The organism is Blastococcus sp. SYSU DS0617 (genome assembly GCF_054051075.1).
Map to the genome: position 1 here is coordinate 397,161 of NZ_JBJHAO010000001.1, position 16,290 is coordinate 413,450.

General features: G+C 74.7%; 17 protein-coding genes and 1 tRNA gene. 10 read left to right on the plus strand and 8 right to left on the minus strand.

Annotated features, from left to right (window positions below; all coding sequences use genetic code 11):
* Nucleotides 1-50 precede the first annotated feature (50 nt).
* The gene (locus ACI793_RS01925) at nucleotides 51-482 is read left to right on the plus strand and encodes a CBS domain-containing protein (protein WP_456604669.1); all 432 of its coding nucleotides are present in this window, start codon (nucleotides 51-53) and stop codon (nucleotides 480-482) included.
* Nucleotides 483-492: 10 nt separating this feature from the next.
* On the opposite strand, the gene ACI793_RS01930 is transcribed toward ACI793_RS01925, so the two are convergent.
* The 3 genes from ACI793_RS01930 to ACI793_RS01940 all read right to left on the minus strand — a co-directional run bounded on the left by ACI793_RS01930 (nucleotide 493) and on the right by ACI793_RS01940 (nucleotide 4,146).
* Nucleotides 493-1,773 carry a DUF445 domain-containing protein gene (locus tag ACI793_RS01930; RefSeq protein WP_456604670.1) on the minus strand — a complete coding sequence of 427 codons (1,281 nt, stop codon included), beginning with the start codon at nucleotides 1,771-1,773 and terminating at the stop codon, nucleotides 493-495.
* Between the two features lie 41 nt (nucleotides 1,774-1,814).
* Nucleotides 1,815-3,263, minus strand: coding sequence for a S1C family serine protease (locus tag ACI793_RS01935; protein ID WP_456604671.1), 1,449 nt, complete (start codon nucleotides 3,261-3,263; stop codon nucleotides 1,815-1,817).
* A gap of 106 nt (nucleotides 3,264-3,369) precedes the next feature.
* On the minus strand, nucleotides 3,370-4,146 hold the full coding sequence (locus ACI793_RS01940; RefSeq protein WP_456604672.1) for an ABC transporter permease: 777 nt from the start codon (nucleotides 4,144-4,146) through the stop codon (nucleotides 3,370-3,372).
* A 77-nt stretch (nucleotides 4,147-4,223) separates the two neighbouring features.
* Between ACI793_RS01940 and ACI793_RS01945 the strand changes: the two genes are divergently transcribed.
* Both ACI793_RS01945 and ACI793_RS01950 read left to right on the plus strand, forming a co-directional pair.
* The gene (locus ACI793_RS01945) at nucleotides 4,224-4,928 is read left to right on the plus strand and encodes a hypothetical protein (RefSeq protein ID WP_456604673.1); all 705 of its coding nucleotides are present in this window, start codon (nucleotides 4,224-4,226) and stop codon (nucleotides 4,926-4,928) included.
* A 58-nt stretch (nucleotides 4,929-4,986) separates the two neighbouring features.
* Nucleotides 4,987-5,439, plus strand: a complete 453-nt coding sequence (locus tag ACI793_RS01950) for an N-acetyltransferase family protein (RefSeq protein ID WP_456604674.1) — start codon at nucleotides 4,987-4,989, stop codon at nucleotides 5,437-5,439.
* A 3-nt stretch (nucleotides 5,440-5,442) separates the two neighbouring features.
* Here ACI793_RS01950 and ACI793_RS01955 read toward each other — a convergent pair whose 3' ends face one another.
* Nucleotides 5,443-6,075, minus strand: coding sequence for a LysE/ArgO family amino acid transporter (locus ACI793_RS01955; protein ID WP_456604675.1), 633 nt, complete (start codon nucleotides 6,073-6,075; stop codon nucleotides 5,443-5,445).
* A gap of 70 nt (nucleotides 6,076-6,145) precedes the next feature.
* Here ACI793_RS01955 and ACI793_RS01960 point away from each other — a divergent pair, with 70 nt between their 5' ends.
* Nucleotides 6,146-7,027, plus strand: a complete 882-nt coding sequence (locus tag ACI793_RS01960; RefSeq protein ID WP_456604676.1) for a LysR family transcriptional regulator ArgP — start codon at nucleotides 6,146-6,148, stop codon at nucleotides 7,025-7,027.
* 35 nt (nucleotides 7,028-7,062) lie between these two features.
* Nucleotides 7,063-7,135: transfer RNA gene (locus tag ACI793_RS01965), tRNA-Thr, on the plus strand.
* Nucleotides 7,136-7,170: 35 nt separating this feature from the next.
* On the opposite strand, the gene ACI793_RS01970 is transcribed toward ACI793_RS01965, so the two are convergent.
* Genes ACI793_RS01970 through ACI793_RS01980 form a run of 3 tightly spaced genes read right to left on the minus strand, consistent with a single transcriptional unit; the run spans nucleotide 7,171 to nucleotide 8,892 of the window.
* On the minus strand, nucleotides 7,171-7,881 hold the full coding sequence (locus ACI793_RS01970; RefSeq protein ID WP_456604677.1) for a hypothetical protein: 711 nt from the start codon (nucleotides 7,879-7,881) through the stop codon (nucleotides 7,171-7,173).
* Complete coding sequence (locus ACI793_RS01975) at nucleotides 7,878-8,444, minus strand: RNA polymerase sigma factor (protein ID WP_456604678.1); 567 nt, start codon at nucleotides 8,442-8,444, stop codon at nucleotides 7,878-7,880. The genes ACI793_RS01970 and ACI793_RS01975 overlap by 4 nt, the downstream gene beginning before the upstream one ends.
* A gap of 52 nt (nucleotides 8,445-8,496) precedes the next feature.
* Complete coding sequence (locus ACI793_RS01980; protein WP_456604679.1) at nucleotides 8,497-8,892, minus strand: DUF5313 family protein; 396 nt, start codon at nucleotides 8,890-8,892, stop codon at nucleotides 8,497-8,499.
* Between the two features lie 42 nt (nucleotides 8,893-8,934).
* Between ACI793_RS01980 and rarD the strand changes: the two genes are divergently transcribed.
* From rarD to ACI793_RS02005, 5 genes are all read left to right on the plus strand, one after another.
* Nucleotides 8,935-9,852, plus strand: coding sequence for an EamA family transporter RarD (gene rarD / locus ACI793_RS01985; protein ID WP_456604680.1), 918 nt, complete (start codon nucleotides 8,935-8,937; stop codon nucleotides 9,850-9,852).
* Nucleotides 9,853-9,976: 124 nt separating this feature from the next.
* Complete coding sequence (locus tag ACI793_RS01990) at nucleotides 9,977-10,312, plus strand: DUF3263 domain-containing protein (RefSeq protein WP_456604681.1); 336 nt, start codon at nucleotides 9,977-9,979, stop codon at nucleotides 10,310-10,312.
* 279 nt (nucleotides 10,313-10,591) lie between these two features.
* Nucleotides 10,592-11,626: a LytR C-terminal domain-containing protein gene (locus tag ACI793_RS01995; RefSeq protein ID WP_456604682.1), complete on the plus strand. Its 1,035-nt coding sequence runs from the start codon at nucleotides 10,592-10,594 to the stop codon at nucleotides 11,624-11,626.
* 61 nt (nucleotides 11,627-11,687) lie between these two features.
* Nucleotides 11,688-14,567, plus strand: coding sequence for an alpha/beta fold hydrolase (locus ACI793_RS02000; protein WP_456604683.1), 2,880 nt, complete (start codon nucleotides 11,688-11,690; stop codon nucleotides 14,565-14,567).
* Nucleotides 14,564-15,427, plus strand: coding sequence for an ABC transporter permease (locus ACI793_RS02005; protein WP_456604684.1), 864 nt, complete (start codon nucleotides 14,564-14,566; stop codon nucleotides 15,425-15,427). The genes ACI793_RS02000 and ACI793_RS02005 overlap by 4 nt, the downstream gene beginning before the upstream one ends.
* On the opposite strand, the gene ACI793_RS02010 is transcribed toward ACI793_RS02005, so the two are convergent.
* On the minus strand, nucleotides 15,417-16,244 hold the full coding sequence (locus tag ACI793_RS02010) for an HAD family hydrolase (protein WP_456604685.1): 828 nt from the start codon (nucleotides 16,242-16,244) through the stop codon (nucleotides 15,417-15,419). The genes ACI793_RS02005 and ACI793_RS02010 overlap by 11 nt on opposite strands.
* Nucleotides 16,245-16,290 lie beyond the last annotated feature (46 nt).

A 16,290-nucleotide genomic window follows, 5' to 3' on the forward strand; every position in this document is an offset into this window, starting at 1 on the left:
GCGGGGCCGGAGGAGCTGCACACTCCCGGCACCGCTCCGAGGAGGCACCCGTGCAGATCAGCCAACTGCTCCGCCACAAGGGTCGTGAGGTCGCCACCGTCGACGGGGCCGTGAGCGTGCGGTCCGCGCTTGCGCTGCTGGCGGAGAAGGGCATCGGCGCGCTGGTGGTGTCCTCCGACGGCAGCCGCGTCGAGGGCATCGTCTCCGAGCGGGACGTGGCGCGCGGGCTGCACGAACGCGGCGCCGAGCTCCTCGCCGACCCGGTGTCGAGCCTGATGACGGCCCAGGTGCACGTGTGCCCGCCCGACGCCAGCGTGGAGGGCCTCGCGCGGACGATGACCGACCTCCGGGTGCGGCACGTCCCCGTCGTCGTGGACGGCGCGCTGGTCGGCATCGTGTCCATCGGCGACGTCGTCAAGGCGCGGCTGGACGAGCTGGAGGAGGAGCGCCGGCAGCTCGTCGACTACATCCAGACGCCCTGAGGGGCGCGGCTCAGCCGATCAGTTGGGCCACGGTGTAGATGACCAGCCCGGCCAGGCCGCCGACGACGGTGCCGTTGACCCGGATCCACTGCAGGTCGCGGCCCACCTGCAGCTCGATCCGCCGGCTGGTCTCGTCGGTGTCCCACCGCGCGACGGTGCTGCTCACCAGGTCGGCGACGTCCCCGGAGAACCGCTCGGCCAGGTACCCGGCGACGGTGCCCGAGTGACGTTGCACCAGCTCGCGCACGGTGGGGTCGGACTCGAGCAGGCGCGCACCCTGGAGGATCAGGGCGGTCATGCGGGCGCGCAGCTCGGAGTCGGGGTCGGCGGCCGCGGCGAGGACGGCGGTCTTGGCGTTCGACCACAGCGACCCGGACCAGGTGCGCACGGCCGGGTGCTCGAGCACTTCCTTCTTCAGCGCCTCGATGCGCGCCGCCGCGTCCGGGTCGGTGCGCAGCGACTCCACGTAGACCCGCAGCCGGGCGTCGTAGGACCTGCGCAGCTCGTGGCGGGGATCGGAGCCCACCTCGTCGAAGAAGCGCTGGATGCCGGCGAAGGCGCGGTCGAACACCCGGTCGTCCACCCAGTCGGGGACCCAGGCGGGGGAGGCGTCGCCGAGCTGGGCGCGGAAGACCAGCCGGTTCTCCTCGAGGAAGCGGGAGAGCAGCCGCATGGCCGCCGAGAGCACCTCCTGGTGCCGGTCGCCGTCGACGACCAGCTCCAGCACCCGGGCCAGCGCCGGAGCGGCGGGCGTCTCGTGCAGCTTGCGCTGCACCAGCGCGGCGACGGCGGGCTCGAGGTCCTCGTCGCGGAGTAGTTCGGTCAGCGCGCTGAGCGCTGCGGCCGCGTCCCCGGAGAGGCGCTCGGCGCGGCCGGGGGAGGCCAGGAAGGCGCCGAGCCGGCCGGGCACGTCGATGGTGCCGAGCTTCTCCTCGATGATCGGGCGGGTCAGGAAGTTCTCCTGGACGAAGGTGCCCAGGCTCTCGCCGATCTGGTCCTTCTTGCGGGGGATGATCGCGGTGTGCGGGATCGGCAGCCGCAGGGGGTGCCGGAACAGCGCGGTGACGGCGAACCAGTCGGCCAGGGCGCCCACCATGGAGGCCTCCGCTGTGGCGCGGACGTACCCCACCCAGGCGCCCTGCTCCTCCCCGAGGAGCACGCAGACGAGGAAGACGGCGGCGGCGAGCAGGAACAGGCCGGTAGCGAACCGCTTCATCCGGGCCAGGTCGCGGGCCCGCTCGGGGTCGTCGAGGGAGCCGGTGAGCGGGAGGGGCGGTCGGGATTCCGGCACGTGCCGAGCCTAGGGACCCCGACCGCCTCGCCGCTCGGGGCTCAGCCGGTCGAACCCAGGGTGACCTCGATCGTCCGCTGGCCGCTCCCGCGGCGGACGGTGAGCTCCACCGTCGCGCCCGGGGCCTCGCTGCGCACCGCGGCCGTCAGCTCCGTGGAGGACGTGATCGGGCGGTCGCCCACCGCGGTGACGACGTCGCCCACGGCGATGCCGGCGTCCGAGGCGGCGCTGTCCGGCTCGACGGAGACGACCTCTGCGCCCGTGCCGATCTCGGCGTTCGGGCCCGCGGCCGCGGTCCGGGTGCTGACGCCGAGGAACGCCCGGGTCGCCTTGCCGGTCTCGCGGATCTCGTCGCCGATCCGCTTGGCCGTGTTGCTCGGGATGGCGAAGCCGACGCCGATGTTGCCGCTCTGCGCCTCGCCGCCGAAGCCGCTGGAGGCGACCGTCGCGATCGCGGTGTTGATGCCGATGACCTCGCCGGCGCCGTTGACCAGCGCGCCGCCGGAGTTGCCCGGGTTGATGGCCGCGTCGGTCTGGATGGCGTCGATGACGGTCGCCTCGTCCTGCGAGGAGCCGGTCTGCACCGCGCGCCCGGTGGCGCTGATGATGCCGTCGGTGACGGTGTTGGACAGGCCCAGCGGGGCACCGATGGCGACCGCGACGTCGCCCACCTGGACGTCGTCGGAGTCGGCGAAGGTGGCCGGGGTCAGGTCGGCGGCATCCGCGAGCCGGACCACGGCGAGGTCGGCGGACGGGTCGGTGCCCACCACCTCGGCGTCGTAGAGGGTGCCGTCGGCGGTGCGTACCTGCACGGCGTTCCCCTCGCCCGCGACGACGTGGTTGTTCGTGAGGACGAAGCCGTCCTCGGTCAGGATCACGCCCGACCCGCTGCCGCCACCCTGCCGGCCGGTCACGTACACGGTGACCACGCTGGGTGCGGCCTTGGCGGCGGCCGCGGTGGCGGTCGTGGCGGACTCGGGGTTCTCGATGACGACGTTCTGCGCTGCGACGGGGGAGGCGGCCGACCGGCTGCCGTCGTCGTCGAGCGTGGCGACCCCGGCGCCGGCGGCGCCACCGATGAGCGCCCCCGCGACCAGCCCGGCCAGGCCCATCCTCATCCGGCCGCTCCGGCGGGCGGGAGGAACCTGCCCGGCGGGCGTGCCGTGCTCGGCCGGTCCGGAGATCGGCGGCAGGCCGCCGTAGCCGGCGGCAGGCGACGGGGTGGTCGGCATGCGCGGTGGTCCCCAGTACGGCTGCCCCGCTGCGGGCTGCCCGGGAGGGGGCGGCGGCGCGTAGGCCGGCTGCCCGTAGGGCTGCCCGTACGGGCGACCGAACGGGGACTGCGTCCCGTAGGGCTGCTGGTTCGAGCCGGCCTGCCCGTAGGACGGCTGGGGAGCGGTCGGCGCGCGGTCCGGCCCCCCCGGCTGCACGCCGGACTCCTGCGCGGGGTCGGCCGGGCCGGTGTGACCCGACGATCCGTGTTCGCTCACTGGTCGTCTCCTCCCTTCGCGCGGCCATCCGGCCGGCGCGACGGTCCCACTGTCCTGCCGCGCACTGGGGCGTGGCTGGAGGCTCCCTGTGAGATGCCTGAACGGATCAACGCGGGATGTCGTCCAGCAATGCCCCACGGCCGACGAGTTCAGTGACGATCCAGACGGCCAGCATCTCGGCGGCGAGCAGTCCGATGAGCACCAGCAGTTGCGCGGCACCGGCCTCGAGCGGGGTCCCGCCGCCGAGCAGCACGCCGACGAAGGCGCCCGGAAGTGTCACCAGGCCGACGGTGCGGGTCTGGTCCAGCGGCGGGATCAGGGCCGAGGCCGCCGCGGGCCGGACCACGAACAGGACGGCGTCGCGGGGCAGGAACCCGATCGCGAGCGCCGCCTCGACCTCGCCCCGTCGCTGGTCCAGTTCCTCGCGGAGCCGGCGCCCGGCCAGCGAGGTAGCCGTCATGGCGCCGCCGATGAGGATGCCGGCGATCGGGATCACCGACTCGCCCCGGAAGGGGACCGTCCCGCTGGCCAGCACGAGCAGGACGACGGGAACGGCGCCGCCCGCGATGGGCAGGGCGGTGGACAGCAGCCGGTCCCGTGCGCCCGGGGAGCGCAGTGGCCGGCCGGTCACCCGCCCGGCGGCGGTGACCGACGCGATCCCGGTCATGAGGACGACGAACGCCGCGGACAGCGGCAGCGACTCGACCACCGCGAGCAGCACGGCGGAGACCGCGGCCAGCTGGACCGTCGCGCGGGCGGCGGCGACGAGGATCGGCCGGTGCTCGCCCAGGCCGGAGAGCCGGCCGGCCGTCGCCGCGAGCGCGGTGAGGACGAGCAGGACGATGCCCAGCCGGAGATCCGGGTCGACGACGGAGGAGCCCACGGACGTGGATACTGCCGGGTACCGCGGGCGGCCAGACGGCCGCCCGTCGACGTCGCGCAACCAGCAGGAGGACGCCCGTGCCCGGTCTCTCCGGACGGCCCGCACTGGTTCTCGCTGCACCGTTCGCGGTCGTGCTGGCCGTCGCCGGCGGGCTCGCCCTGGACGGCTCGGCGGTCTTCGGCCTGGGGGTCCTCACCGGCCTGGTGGGTGCCGCCTGGGCAGGGGCGGTGTGGGAGGGGTCACGGGACCGCGAGGTGGCCCTGGTCGCCGGGGCGCTGGCGGCGGCACGGACCGCCGGCGGCCTGCTCGTCGTCTGCGGTGCCGCGGTGCTCGTCGGGACCGCGGTGACCCTGCTCATCGGTGCGTTGCTGACCGGAGCCGCGCTGCTGCTCCGCCGGCCCGACCCGGCCCGCGCCGCACCGGCCGGAGCGCTGCTCCCGGACGAGCCGGAGAGCCCGGTCGTCCTCTCCCCGCTGCACCCCGCGGCTCCGACGTTCCGCATCGGTTCGGTCGGCAGCGCGCGGGCGGTCCTCCCGTCGGTCCGCAGCCTCAGCACCCGGTCGCTGGGGGAGGAGTGGCTGCGCACGACGGCAGTGCTGGACGCCTCGCCGGAGCCGAGCACCCGTGAAGCGGTCGCAGCCCGCAGGCAGTCGGTGCTCGACGAGCTGGAGCGGCGCGATCCGGCGGGGTTCGCGCGCTGGCTGGCACACGGCACGGATGGCAGCAGCAACCCGGCGGACTTCGTGCGCGAGGAGCCCCGGGCCGGCGACGGCGTCGGCTGAGGACTGCCGCACGGGAAACGGGTCGAGCGGCTCGCCCCGGGCTGGCAGCCTGACCGGCGTGACGCCCGAGCCCGTGGTCCTCCGGCCCGCCCGGCCCGCCGACGGCGCGGCGGTCGCCGAGGTGTGGTTGCGCTCCTTCGACGCGGCGCTGCCGACCGTGCGCCGCGCGCACCGGGACGACGAGGTGCGCCGGTGGGTGCGGGAGGAGCTCGTCCTCCGGGAGGACACCTGGGTGGCCGAGGCCGGGGGCGCGGTGGTCGGGGTCCTGGCGCTGTCCGCCGGGTGGATCGACCAGCTCTACCTCGATCCGGACGCCCGCGGGCGGGGGATCGGCGACCGGTTCGTCGCACTGGCGCAGCGGCGGTCTCCGTCCGGCTTGCAGCTGTGGACGTTCCAGGTGAACGGTCCGGCGCAGCGCTTCTACGAGCGGCACGCGTTCACCGCCGTCGAGCGCACCGACGGTTCCGGCAACCAGGAGCGCGAGCCCGACGTCCGCTACCGGTGGCCGTGACGGTCAGAGCCCGCGCACGCCGCGCACCACGAGAGAGAGGGCGAGCGCGGACATGACGACGGCGATGGCGCCGTCGAGGACCCGCCAGGCGGCGGGCCGGGCGAAGACCGGCCGCAGCAGGCGGGCCCCGTAGCCCAGGGCGGTGAACCAGCCCACGCTGCCGAGGGCCGCGCCGGCGGCGAACTGCCACCGGTGCTCGCCGTACGCGGCGGCCATGGAGCCCAGCAGGACGACCGTGTCCAGGTAGACGTGCGGGTTGAGCCAGGTCAGCGCGAGACACGTGGTTACCGCGGTCGCGAGGCCGGCGGCTCCGCCGCCGGCCTCGGTGACCAGCACCCCGGGCCGCAGGGCGCGCCGGGCGGCCAGGAGCCCGTAGCCGAGGAGGAAGGCCGCGCCGGCGAAGCACACCACCGGGATCAGCAGCGGCAGTCGCGAGACGACGGCGCCGGCGCCGAGGACGCCCGCGCCGATCAGGGCCACGTCGGACAGTGCGCACACCGCGACCACCGCGGCCACGTGCTCGAGGCGCAGACCCTGCCGGAGCACGAAGGCGTTCTGTGCGCCGATGGCCACGATCAGGCCGAGGCCCAGCGCGAAGCCCGACGCGAGGGCGACGAGGGCCGGGGTCGTGGACACGGGGCCGACGGTAGGAAGCGGTCGACGTCCGGTCCAGCTCAAGATTCTGTCGAGGCATTAGCGTCGCTTCATGGACCTGGATCTGGCACAGCTGCGGGCGCTGGACGCGACCGTGCGCGGAGGCACGCTGGAGGCCGCCGCCCGGACGCTGCACGTCACCCCGTCCGCGGTCAGTCAGCGGTTGCGAGCGCTGGAGGTGGCGACCGGGCGCATCCTGCTGGTCCGGAGCAAGCCGGTGCAGGTGACGGAGTCCGGCCGGGCGGTGCTGCGCCTGGCCCGGCAGATCGACCTGCTGACCGCCGACGTCGCCCGGGAGCTGGGCGGCGACGAGGCCGAGCGGATGCCGACCCTGCCGATCGCGGTGAACGCCGATTCCATGGCCACCTGGGTGCTGCCCGCCCTGGCCCCGCTGGCCGGCGAGGTGTGCGTGGACCTGCACCGCGAGGACCAGGAGCACACGAGCACCCTGCTGCGCGCCGGCACGGTCATGGCGGCGGTCACCGCCGAGGCCGATCCCGTGCCGGGCTGCACCTCCACTCCGCTGGGGGTCATGCGCTACCGGCCCATGGCGTCCCCCGGCTTCGTGCGGCGCTGGTTCCCCGACGGACCGACCGCCGAGGCGCTCGCCCGGGCCCCGCTGGTGGTGTTCGACCGCAGGGACGACCTCCAGCACCGCTACCTGCAGGCGCAGGCGGGGGGCGCCGCCCCTCCGGCGCACTACGTCCCCGCCTCGGCGGACTTCGTCGGCGCCGTCGCACTCGGCTTCGGCTGGGGCATGGTCCCGGATCTCCAGCAGCGGGATGCCGGCGTGGATCTCGTGGCGTTCGATCCGTCGGCCGCCGTGGACGTCGCCCTGCACTGGCAGCAGTGGCGGCTGCGCTCGACCACCCTGGACCGGGTGCGCGACGCCGTGCTGGCGGCCGCCCACCGGGAACTGCGCCGGGCCGGGTAGTCCCTATCCTGGGCCCGCACCTGGTTCTGGTGTCCGCCGACGTGGCGCAATTGGTAGCGCACCCGACTTGTAATCGGGCGGTTAGGGGTTCAAGTCCCCTCGTCGGCTCTGGAGAGGCCCGTTCAGGAGGACGCCGCTGCGGCTCATCGCGGCACTCGTCCCGAGAGGTCCAGGGTGCCTACGACGGATCCGTCGGCGGCGTATCCGGTCAGCACGCCGCCGGAGTCGGCCGGGAACCACCCGTGCAGCCATCCGCGGGCGAGCACGGTCGGATGGATGGACCCGTCGGCCAGGCGTAGTTCGCCACGCACGGCGGCACCGGCAGTGACGACGTAGACGACGTACGGGTCGTCTCCGGTGATGCCCGACTCCGTCCCGAAATCGCTCGGGAAGCCACCCGGACCGCACACGCCGCCGTTCTCGTCGAAATCGGCCGGCGTGGGTCCAGCAGCGCTCTCCGCCGTCTCGAACACCGGTGCGGTGCACCAGGTGTAGCCGCTGGCGGGATCCTCGTCCCAGGTCACCACCGTGAAGACCCGTCCGTCGGGTCCGGGAGCGGTCCCGGCGCGCTCGACCGTGTGAGCCGCGATGTCCGGCCGGGTGGACATACTGAGCAGGTCGAGGAGCCGGTCGGGCAGGAGATCGTTCGCGGCTGCGGTGCCGATGCCACCGGCGAGCAGTGCTCCGGCCAGGACCCCGGACACGATCTTGCGGCGGTGGCGCCCGGGTGTCCGCGCTGAGGCGGAGGCCGAGGCGGTGATGCGGTTGAGTTGTGCCGCCGACCAGTCCTCGTCCAGCGCAGGAGTGGGCCGGAGCCCCGTGAGTCGGGCGAGCGGGTCGGTCTTCTCGTTCACGACGCACTCCTCGGAGACGCAGTCCGGATGTGGACGGATGCCGGCTCGGGGTCGGCGGTGGCTTCACGCAGTCGACGTCGGGCGCGGTGCAGCCGGACGGCGAAGGTCGGGGCCGAGCAGCCGGCCACCCGCGCGGCGTGCGTGGTGCTCAACCCGTCCCACGCGACCAGCAGCAGCGCTTCCCGCTCGGTGGCGGTGAGCGTGGCCAGTGCGGCCAGCATCGCCTGGCGCTCGACGGCGGGGATCTCCGCTGCCGGCCCGTGCTCGGTCAGTTCGGTCAGCCGTTGCAACTCACCGTGGAGCAGGGCCTGCCGGTACCCGGAGCGGCGGTGGTTGGCGAGCGTGTTGCGGGCGACGACGAGCAGCCAGGGCAGTGGCTGGCCCGGGACGTCGGCCAGTCGTCGCCAGGCCACGAGGAAGGTCTCCGACACGACCTCGTGCGCGGTGTCCGGGTCGGTGTGCCGCAGCGCGTAGGCCAGCACGCGAGGGGCGTGCTCCGTCCAGAGCGCCGTGAACCGGGCGGTCTCGGGCTCCGGCGCCGGAACGCCACGCGTCGCTCTCACGCCTCGTAATGTCCGGCACCCCGCCTCTTCTTACGTGACCGGGCACATCGGCTCAGTCGAAGCTGCCCGCGCCGTCCCGGCGGTAGCGCGAGCGGCGCTCCACCCGCCGCCGCTCGGCGCGTTCGGCGCGCAGCCGGGCGGCGGTCCCTGGGGGGAAGCCGGCCTTGACCACCCGGTGCTCGATCGTCTCGGTCATGTAGGCCATCGAGATCAGCAGCCCCAGTACGAGTCCGCCGACGGCCGCGGACACCCGGTAGGCCAGGGGCACCGGCGGGACCACCAGGCAGAGCACCACGACGGGGGACACCTGCACCACCGCACGTGCCAGGTGGCGGGCCACCCACGCGGGCCCGGTCGTGTCGGCCAGCACCCACGGGGACAGCCGCCGGGGGAGTCCGCCGCCGAGGGCGTACCAGAGCCACTGCACCGGGTTGGGCCGCTCACGCACGCCTCCGAAGGTAGGCCGACTCCGGGCGTACGGTGACGCCCCGTGGACGAGCGTCGCCTGGGGGTCGTCTGCGGGCTGGCCGCCTACTCCATGTGGGGCCTCTTCCCCCTGTACTTCCCGCTCCTGGAGCCGGCCGGCGGCGTGGAGATCGTCGCCCACCGGGTGATCTGGTCGCTGCTCTTCGTCGCCCTGCTCCTGACCGCGGTCCGCCGCTGGGGTCACGTCCGCGCTGCCGTGGCCGACCGGCGCACCGTGCTGGTGCTCGCGGGCGCGGCGCTGCTCATCGCCGCCAACTGGCTGATCTTCGTCTACGGCGTGAACTCGGGGCACGTCGTCGAGACCTCGCTCGGCTACTTCATCAACCCGCTGGTCAGCGTCCTGCTCGGGGTGGTCGTCTTCGGCGAGCGGCTGCGCCGGCTGCAGTGGGCGGCGGTGGCCATCGCCGCCGTCGCGGTCGCCGTCCTCACCGTGGACTACGGCCGGCCGCCGTGGATCGCGCTCGGACTGGCGGCCAGCTTCGGGCTCTACGGGCTGATGAAGAAGCTGGTGCGGGTGGAGGCCGCCCCGGGCCTGCTCGTCGAGACGGCGCTGGTGACGGTGCCGGCGATCGCGCTCCTGACCGTCCTGCACGCGGACGGCGCGGGGACGTTCGGCAACGCCGGGGCCGGACATGCGCTGCTGCTGGTGAGTTCGGGGATCGCCACCGCCGTCCCGTTGCTGCTGTTCGCCGCGGCCGCCCGGCGGATCCCGCTGTCGACCGTCGGGCTGCTGCAGTACCTCACCCCGCTCATGCAGCTCTCCGTCGGCGTCTTCGTCTACGGGGAGCCGATGCCCCCTGCCCGGCTGGCCGGCTTCGCCATCGTCTGGGTCGCGCTCGCCGTCTTCACGGCGGACACCCTGCGACACGCCCGTGCCGGGACACGCCGGTCGATTCCGGAGGTCCTGCCGGCCGGCCTGTGACGTGCGCCGCCGTCCGGAGCGGTCCTGCGGGTCGCCTCGTCATGTCGCCCGGAACTGTCGGAGACCCCGTCTACGGTTCCTCCCGAGTCGGCCCCACCACGGCTCGGCAGGAGATGGAGCGAGCATGAGCACCGACCTCGTCCCGGCGGTCGAGGCGTCCGGCAGCGACGCCTCCGCGGAAGCGATCGCGGCGGCATCCGCGCAGGTCGCAGCGCCCGGGCTCGCTCCGCGGGAGCGGGCGATGCTCGCCTTCGAGCGGCAGTGGTGGCGGGCGGCGGGCGCCAAGGAGACCGCCATCCGGAACCGTTTCGAGCTCAGCCCGACCCGCTACTACCAGGTGCTCAACGCCCTGGTCGACCGACCGGAGGCGCTGGCGGCCGATCCGCTGCTCGTCCGGCGGCTGCGACGGGTCCGCGCGGCGCGGCAACGGACGCGTCCGTCCCGAGGTCCTGGGCAATGAGAGTTACAAGCATTAGATTTCGTGACCGTGGGCAGGCACGCGGGATCAGGCAGTGACGGAACGAGTTCTCCCGTGGTCGGTGGCCGCCGTCGGACGGACGCTCCGGATGCGCTGTGGCGCGGAGTCCCCGACGCCGGGCTGAGCGACCACCCGACCGCGCCGGGCCGGGACCGCGCCCGGATCGAGGCCGCGCCGTCGCGCCGCCCGACCGCCGCTGCCGTGGCGAACCGGCCGGCCGACTCGACGCCGCCGTCCCGCTCACGCCTGCCGCTGCCGCCCGTGCCTGCCTCCGGTCGCCCTGCGTCCGCCGTCCGCCCGGAGCGCGGCGGCGCGCTCGCCGAGAGCCTCCGCGCCGCCGAGGCCGCCGCCGCCCGTCGTAAGCGCATCTGGGCCGACGACGGCGCCGAGCTGCTGGGCACCGGGCCGACCGGCATCCGCACCGACGCCCCCGCGCCCCGCGTGCCGCGCCAGGCCGCCGGCGCCTCCGACTCCCGCTACGGCGACTGGACCAAGCCCTCGCGCAACCCCGACCTGCCGTCGGAGGAGGAGATGCGCGCGGCCCTGGCCCCCTCCACCACCGCGATCCCCGAGCGCTCGGTGCCCCGCCGCGAGGAGGACCTGCCGGACATCGAGGACCTGGTCGACGAGGTCCCGGCGCCGCGTGCCGACCGCGCGTCCTCCCGGCCCCCCGTCGGCGGCCGCGCCGCCCTGCGCGCCGAGCGGACGGCCGCGGAGGCGGCCCGCCGGAAGGCCGCGAAGGACAGTGGCATCGACCTCCTCGACGAGGAGCCCCGCCGGGCCCCGCGTCGCGTGGCCAAGGGCCTGGTCGCCATGGGGGTCGTCGCCCTCGGCGTGCTGGGCGTCTACCAGGTGACCTCCCCGAAGACCGACGAGGCCGCGGCCACCACGCGGAACGCCCCGGCGACGGCCCCGGCGACCGCCCCGTTCGTCCCCCCGCCGCTCCCGGAGCTGAAGACCGAGACCGAGCCGGTCGAGCCGGTGGCGAGCACCCCGGTCCGGGCGCCCGTCGTCGTGCTCAACGCCACCAACGTCACCGGTCTCGCCGCGAGGATCGCGGGAACCGTGACCAGCGGCGGCTGGGAGTCGCCGGGGGTCGGCGCCTACGAGGGCGACGACGTGCCCGCCACGACCGTCTTCTACACCGAGGGCGACGAGACCCAGCGCCAGGCGGCCGTCCAGCTGGTGGACCAGTTCCCCGAGCTGCAGGGCCCCGCGCCGCGCTTCTTCGAGCTGCCGGCCGAGATCACCGCCCCGAGCCTGGTCATCGTCGCAGCCGGCGACTGGCAGCCCTGATCCACCGCCGCTGACGGACGGCGCGCGGAACACCCGCCGTTCGCCGTCCGTTGGCCGATTCGTGCGTCGCTCCCGCGGGCTCGTACGTCCGCGCTCCGGCGCCTGGCGTGCGCTCGCCGTCCTCCTGCCCCTGCTCGTCGCCGGCGTGCTCTCCGGTGCGGCTCCGGCCGCGGCCGCCGACGACGTCGGCACCGAGGACGTGCGCATCTCCGCCGGCTCCGGTGCCGACGCCGTGGAGCTCGACTCGACGCTGTACCTGCCGGCCGCCGAGGAGCGGCCGGCGCCCGCCGTGGTCCTGGCGCACGGCTTCGGTGGCAGCAAGGAGTCGGTGGCGGACGACGCCCGTGTACTCGCCGAGCGCGGCTACGTCGTCCTCACCTTCTCGGCCCGCGGGTTCGGCGGCAGCACCGGCCAGATCGGGCTCAACGACCCGCGGTACGAGGTCGCCGACCTCTCCGCGCTGATCGACGTCCTGGCCGAGCGCGACGACGTCGTCCAGGACGCCGACGGCGATCCGCGCGTCGGCGTCGCCGGGGCCTCCTACGGCGGTGCGCTGGCCCTGCTCGGTGCGGCCTACGACGAGCGCATCGACGCCATCGCCCCGCAGATCACCTGGCACTCGCTGACCAGTGCGTTCTTCCCGGACCACACCGGCGACCTGGAGACGGGCACCCCCGCGGCGGTTCCACCGACCTCGGACGGCGGCGTCTTCAAGTCCCTGTGGGCGGGGCTCTTCTTCGGGATCGGCTCCGCTCCGGCCGATCTGCTCGCCGCCTTCGGCGACGACGGGGCTCCGGACGGCGGCGTGCCCGTGGCGCTGCCCGACGAGCTGCTCGCACAGGCGGCCGAGAACCCGGAGGCCGCCGAGCGACTGCTGACCTGCGGGCGGTTCACGGCCGACGTGTGCGCCGCGTACCAGACGGCGGCGTCGACGGGCGAGCTGACGCCCGAGGTGGCGGCGATCCTCGATCGCAGCAGCCCCGCGGCCGTCCTGGACCGCATCGACGCGCCGACCCTGCTGGTCCAGGGCACCCAGGACTCGCTGTTCGGTCTCGGCCAGGCCGACGCCAATGCCCGGGGCATCGCCGCCGACGGGACGCCGGTGAAGGTGGTCTGGTACGCTGGCGGGCACGACGCCCCCGCGTCCGGCCGGCAGGTGGACGAGCTGCGGGAGGAGGTCGCCGGCTGGTTCGACTGGTACCTCCGCGGGGAGGGTGAGGAACCGGGCACCGGCTTCGAGTTCCCGGCTCCCACCGGCCTGGGTGCGACGCTGGGCCGTGTCCAGGGCGGCGGCCGGACGGTCGTGGCGCCGGTCTACCCCGGCCTCGACGGAGCCGAGCCGGCCGACCGCCGCGCGGTGCCGGTAGAGGGCCCCGTGCAGCCGGTGGTCACCCCGGCCGGGGGCACGCCCGCCGCGCTCACCACCGTTCCCGGGCTGGGCTCGCTCGCGGTTGCGCTCGGTGGTGCGGCCGTGGAGATCCCCGGCCAGTTCGCCGCCTTCGACAGCGAGCCCCTGGACGCGCCGGTGGAGGTCGTCGGTGCCAGCACGGTGGATCTCGCGCTGTCCTCGGCCAGCGGCTCGGCGACGCTGTTCGCCAAGCTCTACGACGTCGCAGCCGACGGGACGATGACGCTGCCCGGGGGGCTCGTGGCGCCGCTGGAGGTCACCGGCCTCTCCACCGACCCGACCGACCCGACCCGGGTGGGCCTCACGCTCCCGGCGGTCGTGCACCGGTTCGAGACCGGTCACACCATGCGCCTGGTGGTCTCCTCCACCGACCAGGCGTACGCGCTCCCCGCCGAGGCGGCCGTCTACTCGGTCGGTCTCGCCGCGGCGGAGGCGACCGACGGTGCAGCCGCCGGGCCCACGCAGCTCATGGCGCCCGTGGTCGACGGCCGGAGCGAGGCCGCAGCAGGTTCCTCGCGCTGGTGGCTGCTGCTCGCCGGGGTCGTGGCCCTGGGCCTGCTCGGCTGGCTGGCCTCCCTCTGGTGGGCCCGCCGCCGCCGGCAGGTCGGCGTCGTCGAGCCCGACGGCGAGGACGTGCCGCTGCGCTTCGAGGGCGTGACCAAGGCCTACAAGGACGGCTTCGTCGCCGTCCGCGACCTGTCGTTCGAGGTCCGCCGCGGGCAGGTGCTCGGCCTGCTGGGGCCCAACGGGGCCGGCAAGACGACGTCGCTGCGCATGCTCATGGGCCTGATCCGGCCCACCGAAGGGCGGATCAGCGTCTTCGGGCACGCCGCCCGCCCGGGTGCGCCCGTGCTGTCCCGCCTGGGGTCGTTCGTCGAGGGGACCGGACTGCTGCCGCACCTGTCCGGCCGGCAGAACCTGCGGCTGTACTGGGCGGCGACCGGCCGCCCGGCGGAGGACGCGCACCTGGAGGAGGCGATCGAGGTCGCCGGCCTCGGTGCGGCGCTGGACCGGCCGGTCCGGCGCTACAGCCAGGGCATGCGGCAGCGGGTCGCGATCGCCCAGGCGATGCTCGGACTGCCCGATCTCCTGGTGCTCGACGAGCCGACCAACGGGCTGGACCCGCCGCAGATCCACGCCATGCGCGAGGTGCTGCGGTCCTACGCCGCGACCGGCCGCACGGTGATCGTGTCCAGCCACCTGCTCAGCGAGATCGAGCAGACCTGCAGCCACGTCGTCGTCATGGCCAAGGGGCAGAAGATCGCGCAGGGCACGGTCGAGGAGATCGTCGGAGCGGGGGGTGCGGTGCTCGTCGGGGTGGCGGAGGCCGACACCGACCGGGCCATCGCGGTCCTGGAGGAACTGCCGGGCGTGACCGCCGGGCGCACCGACGACGGTCTGGTCGCCGAGCTCGGCGGCGTGCCCCGCGACGTGGCGCTGCGCGCGCTGGTGGAGGCGGGCATCGACGTGGACCAGTTCACGCCGCGCCGTCGGCTCGAGGACGCCTTCCTGGCGCTGGTGGGGGAGTCATGACCGGTATCCGGACCACCGGCGCGGCCGCCGGCTACCGGCCGTCGCGCACGCTGCGGCTGGCCGTGGAGCTGCGGCGGCAGTTCGCCCGCCGCCGCACCCTGGGGGTGCTCGCGCTGATGGTGGCGCTCCCGCTGCTGCTCATCGCCGCGCTGCAGCTGGGCGCGAGCGAGGACGCCGGCGAGAACAACCGGATCAACCTGGTCGACGTCGCCACCGCCAGCGGCCTGAACTTCACCCTGTTCGTGCTCTTCGCCACGACGGGCTTCTTCCTGGTGGTCGTGTACGCGCTGTTCTTCGGTGACACCGTGGCCAGCGAGGCCCAGTGGGGCGCCCTGAGGTACACCCTCGCCACCCCGGTGCCGCGCATGCGGCTGCTCCGGCAGAAGTGGCTGGCCGCGCTCGTGCTCTCGGTGGGCGCGCTGCTGACGCTGACCGCCGTCTCGGTGCTGGCCGGCTCGATCGCGTTCGGGTTCGGGCCCATCGAGACCCCGGTGGGCGTGACGCTGTCCCAGGGGGAGGGCTTCCTGCGGCTGGCCGGGATGCTCGGCTACCTCGCCGTCCACCTGCTGGTCGTGGGCACGCTGGCCTTCTGGTTCTCGACGGCGACCGATGCGCCGCTGGCCGCCGTCGGCGGCGCGGTGTTCACCATGTTCGTCTTCGCGATCCTCGACCAGGTGGAGCAGCTCGGGTCGCTGCGTGACTGGTTCCCGACCGCGGGGGAGTTCGCCTGGACCGATCTGCTGCAAACGCCGGTGCAGGACGGCGACCTGTTCCGCGGCGTCATCCAGTCGCTGGTCTACGCCGCCGTCTTCACCGCGCTGGGCTTCCGGCACTTCGCCCGCCGCGACATCACGAGCTGAGCGCCGCGCGGACCGCCTGTGCCCAGCCCTCGCCCATTGCGGCATCCGTGACGGTCGCGTTGGGGACGGCGGCGATCCGGTCGGCCATCCCGTCGACGCCGGCCCCGTTCGCGGTGATCCACAACCGGCCGACCGCGGGGGCCATGTCCAGGTCGCTCACGCTGTCGCCGATCGCCACCGCATCGGCGGGGTCGATCCCGCGGCGCTCCAGATCCCAGGCGATCGCTGCTCCCTTGGAGATCCCGCGCGGCATGAGGTGGTAGACCCGCGGCGGCAGCGGGTCGTCGTCGAGACCGAAACGGGACGACGCCGGGATGGCGCCGTTGTCCTTGAGCGTCAGCCAGCCCACCCCCTGCTCGGCCAGCCACGAGTCGACGGCGACGGGGTCCACCCGGCCGCGCAGCAAAGCGTCGGTCTCGTGCGTGCTGTGCCAGGGTGCGTGCCACTCCAGCCGGCCCGGATGGGCGGCGACGAGCTGCTCGACGACGCCGAGCGAGGCCATGACCTCCATCGGGGTCCGGTCGGCGTGCTCGGCGGGCAGCTCGCCGGTGAGCCGGTGCGTGCCCCGGCCGCCGCCCCAGCTGATGGTGGCGCCCAGCTCGGCGATCGCGCCGTCGGCGGCGAAGATCCGCGCGGCCTCCACGACCTGCTCGAACGTGCGGCCGCTGACCAGCACCAAGGGCACCCCGGCGCGGTGCAGCTCCAGCAACGCCGTCGCCGGGTCGGCCGTCAGATCGCGTGCGGAGGTGTGCCAGAAGGACCCGCGTGGTCCCACCATCGTGCCGTCGAGGTCGGTGTAGACGATCCGCGCTGCCACGCGCACATCCTCACCGCTGCTCCGGCCGCCGCACGCGGTGGGTAGA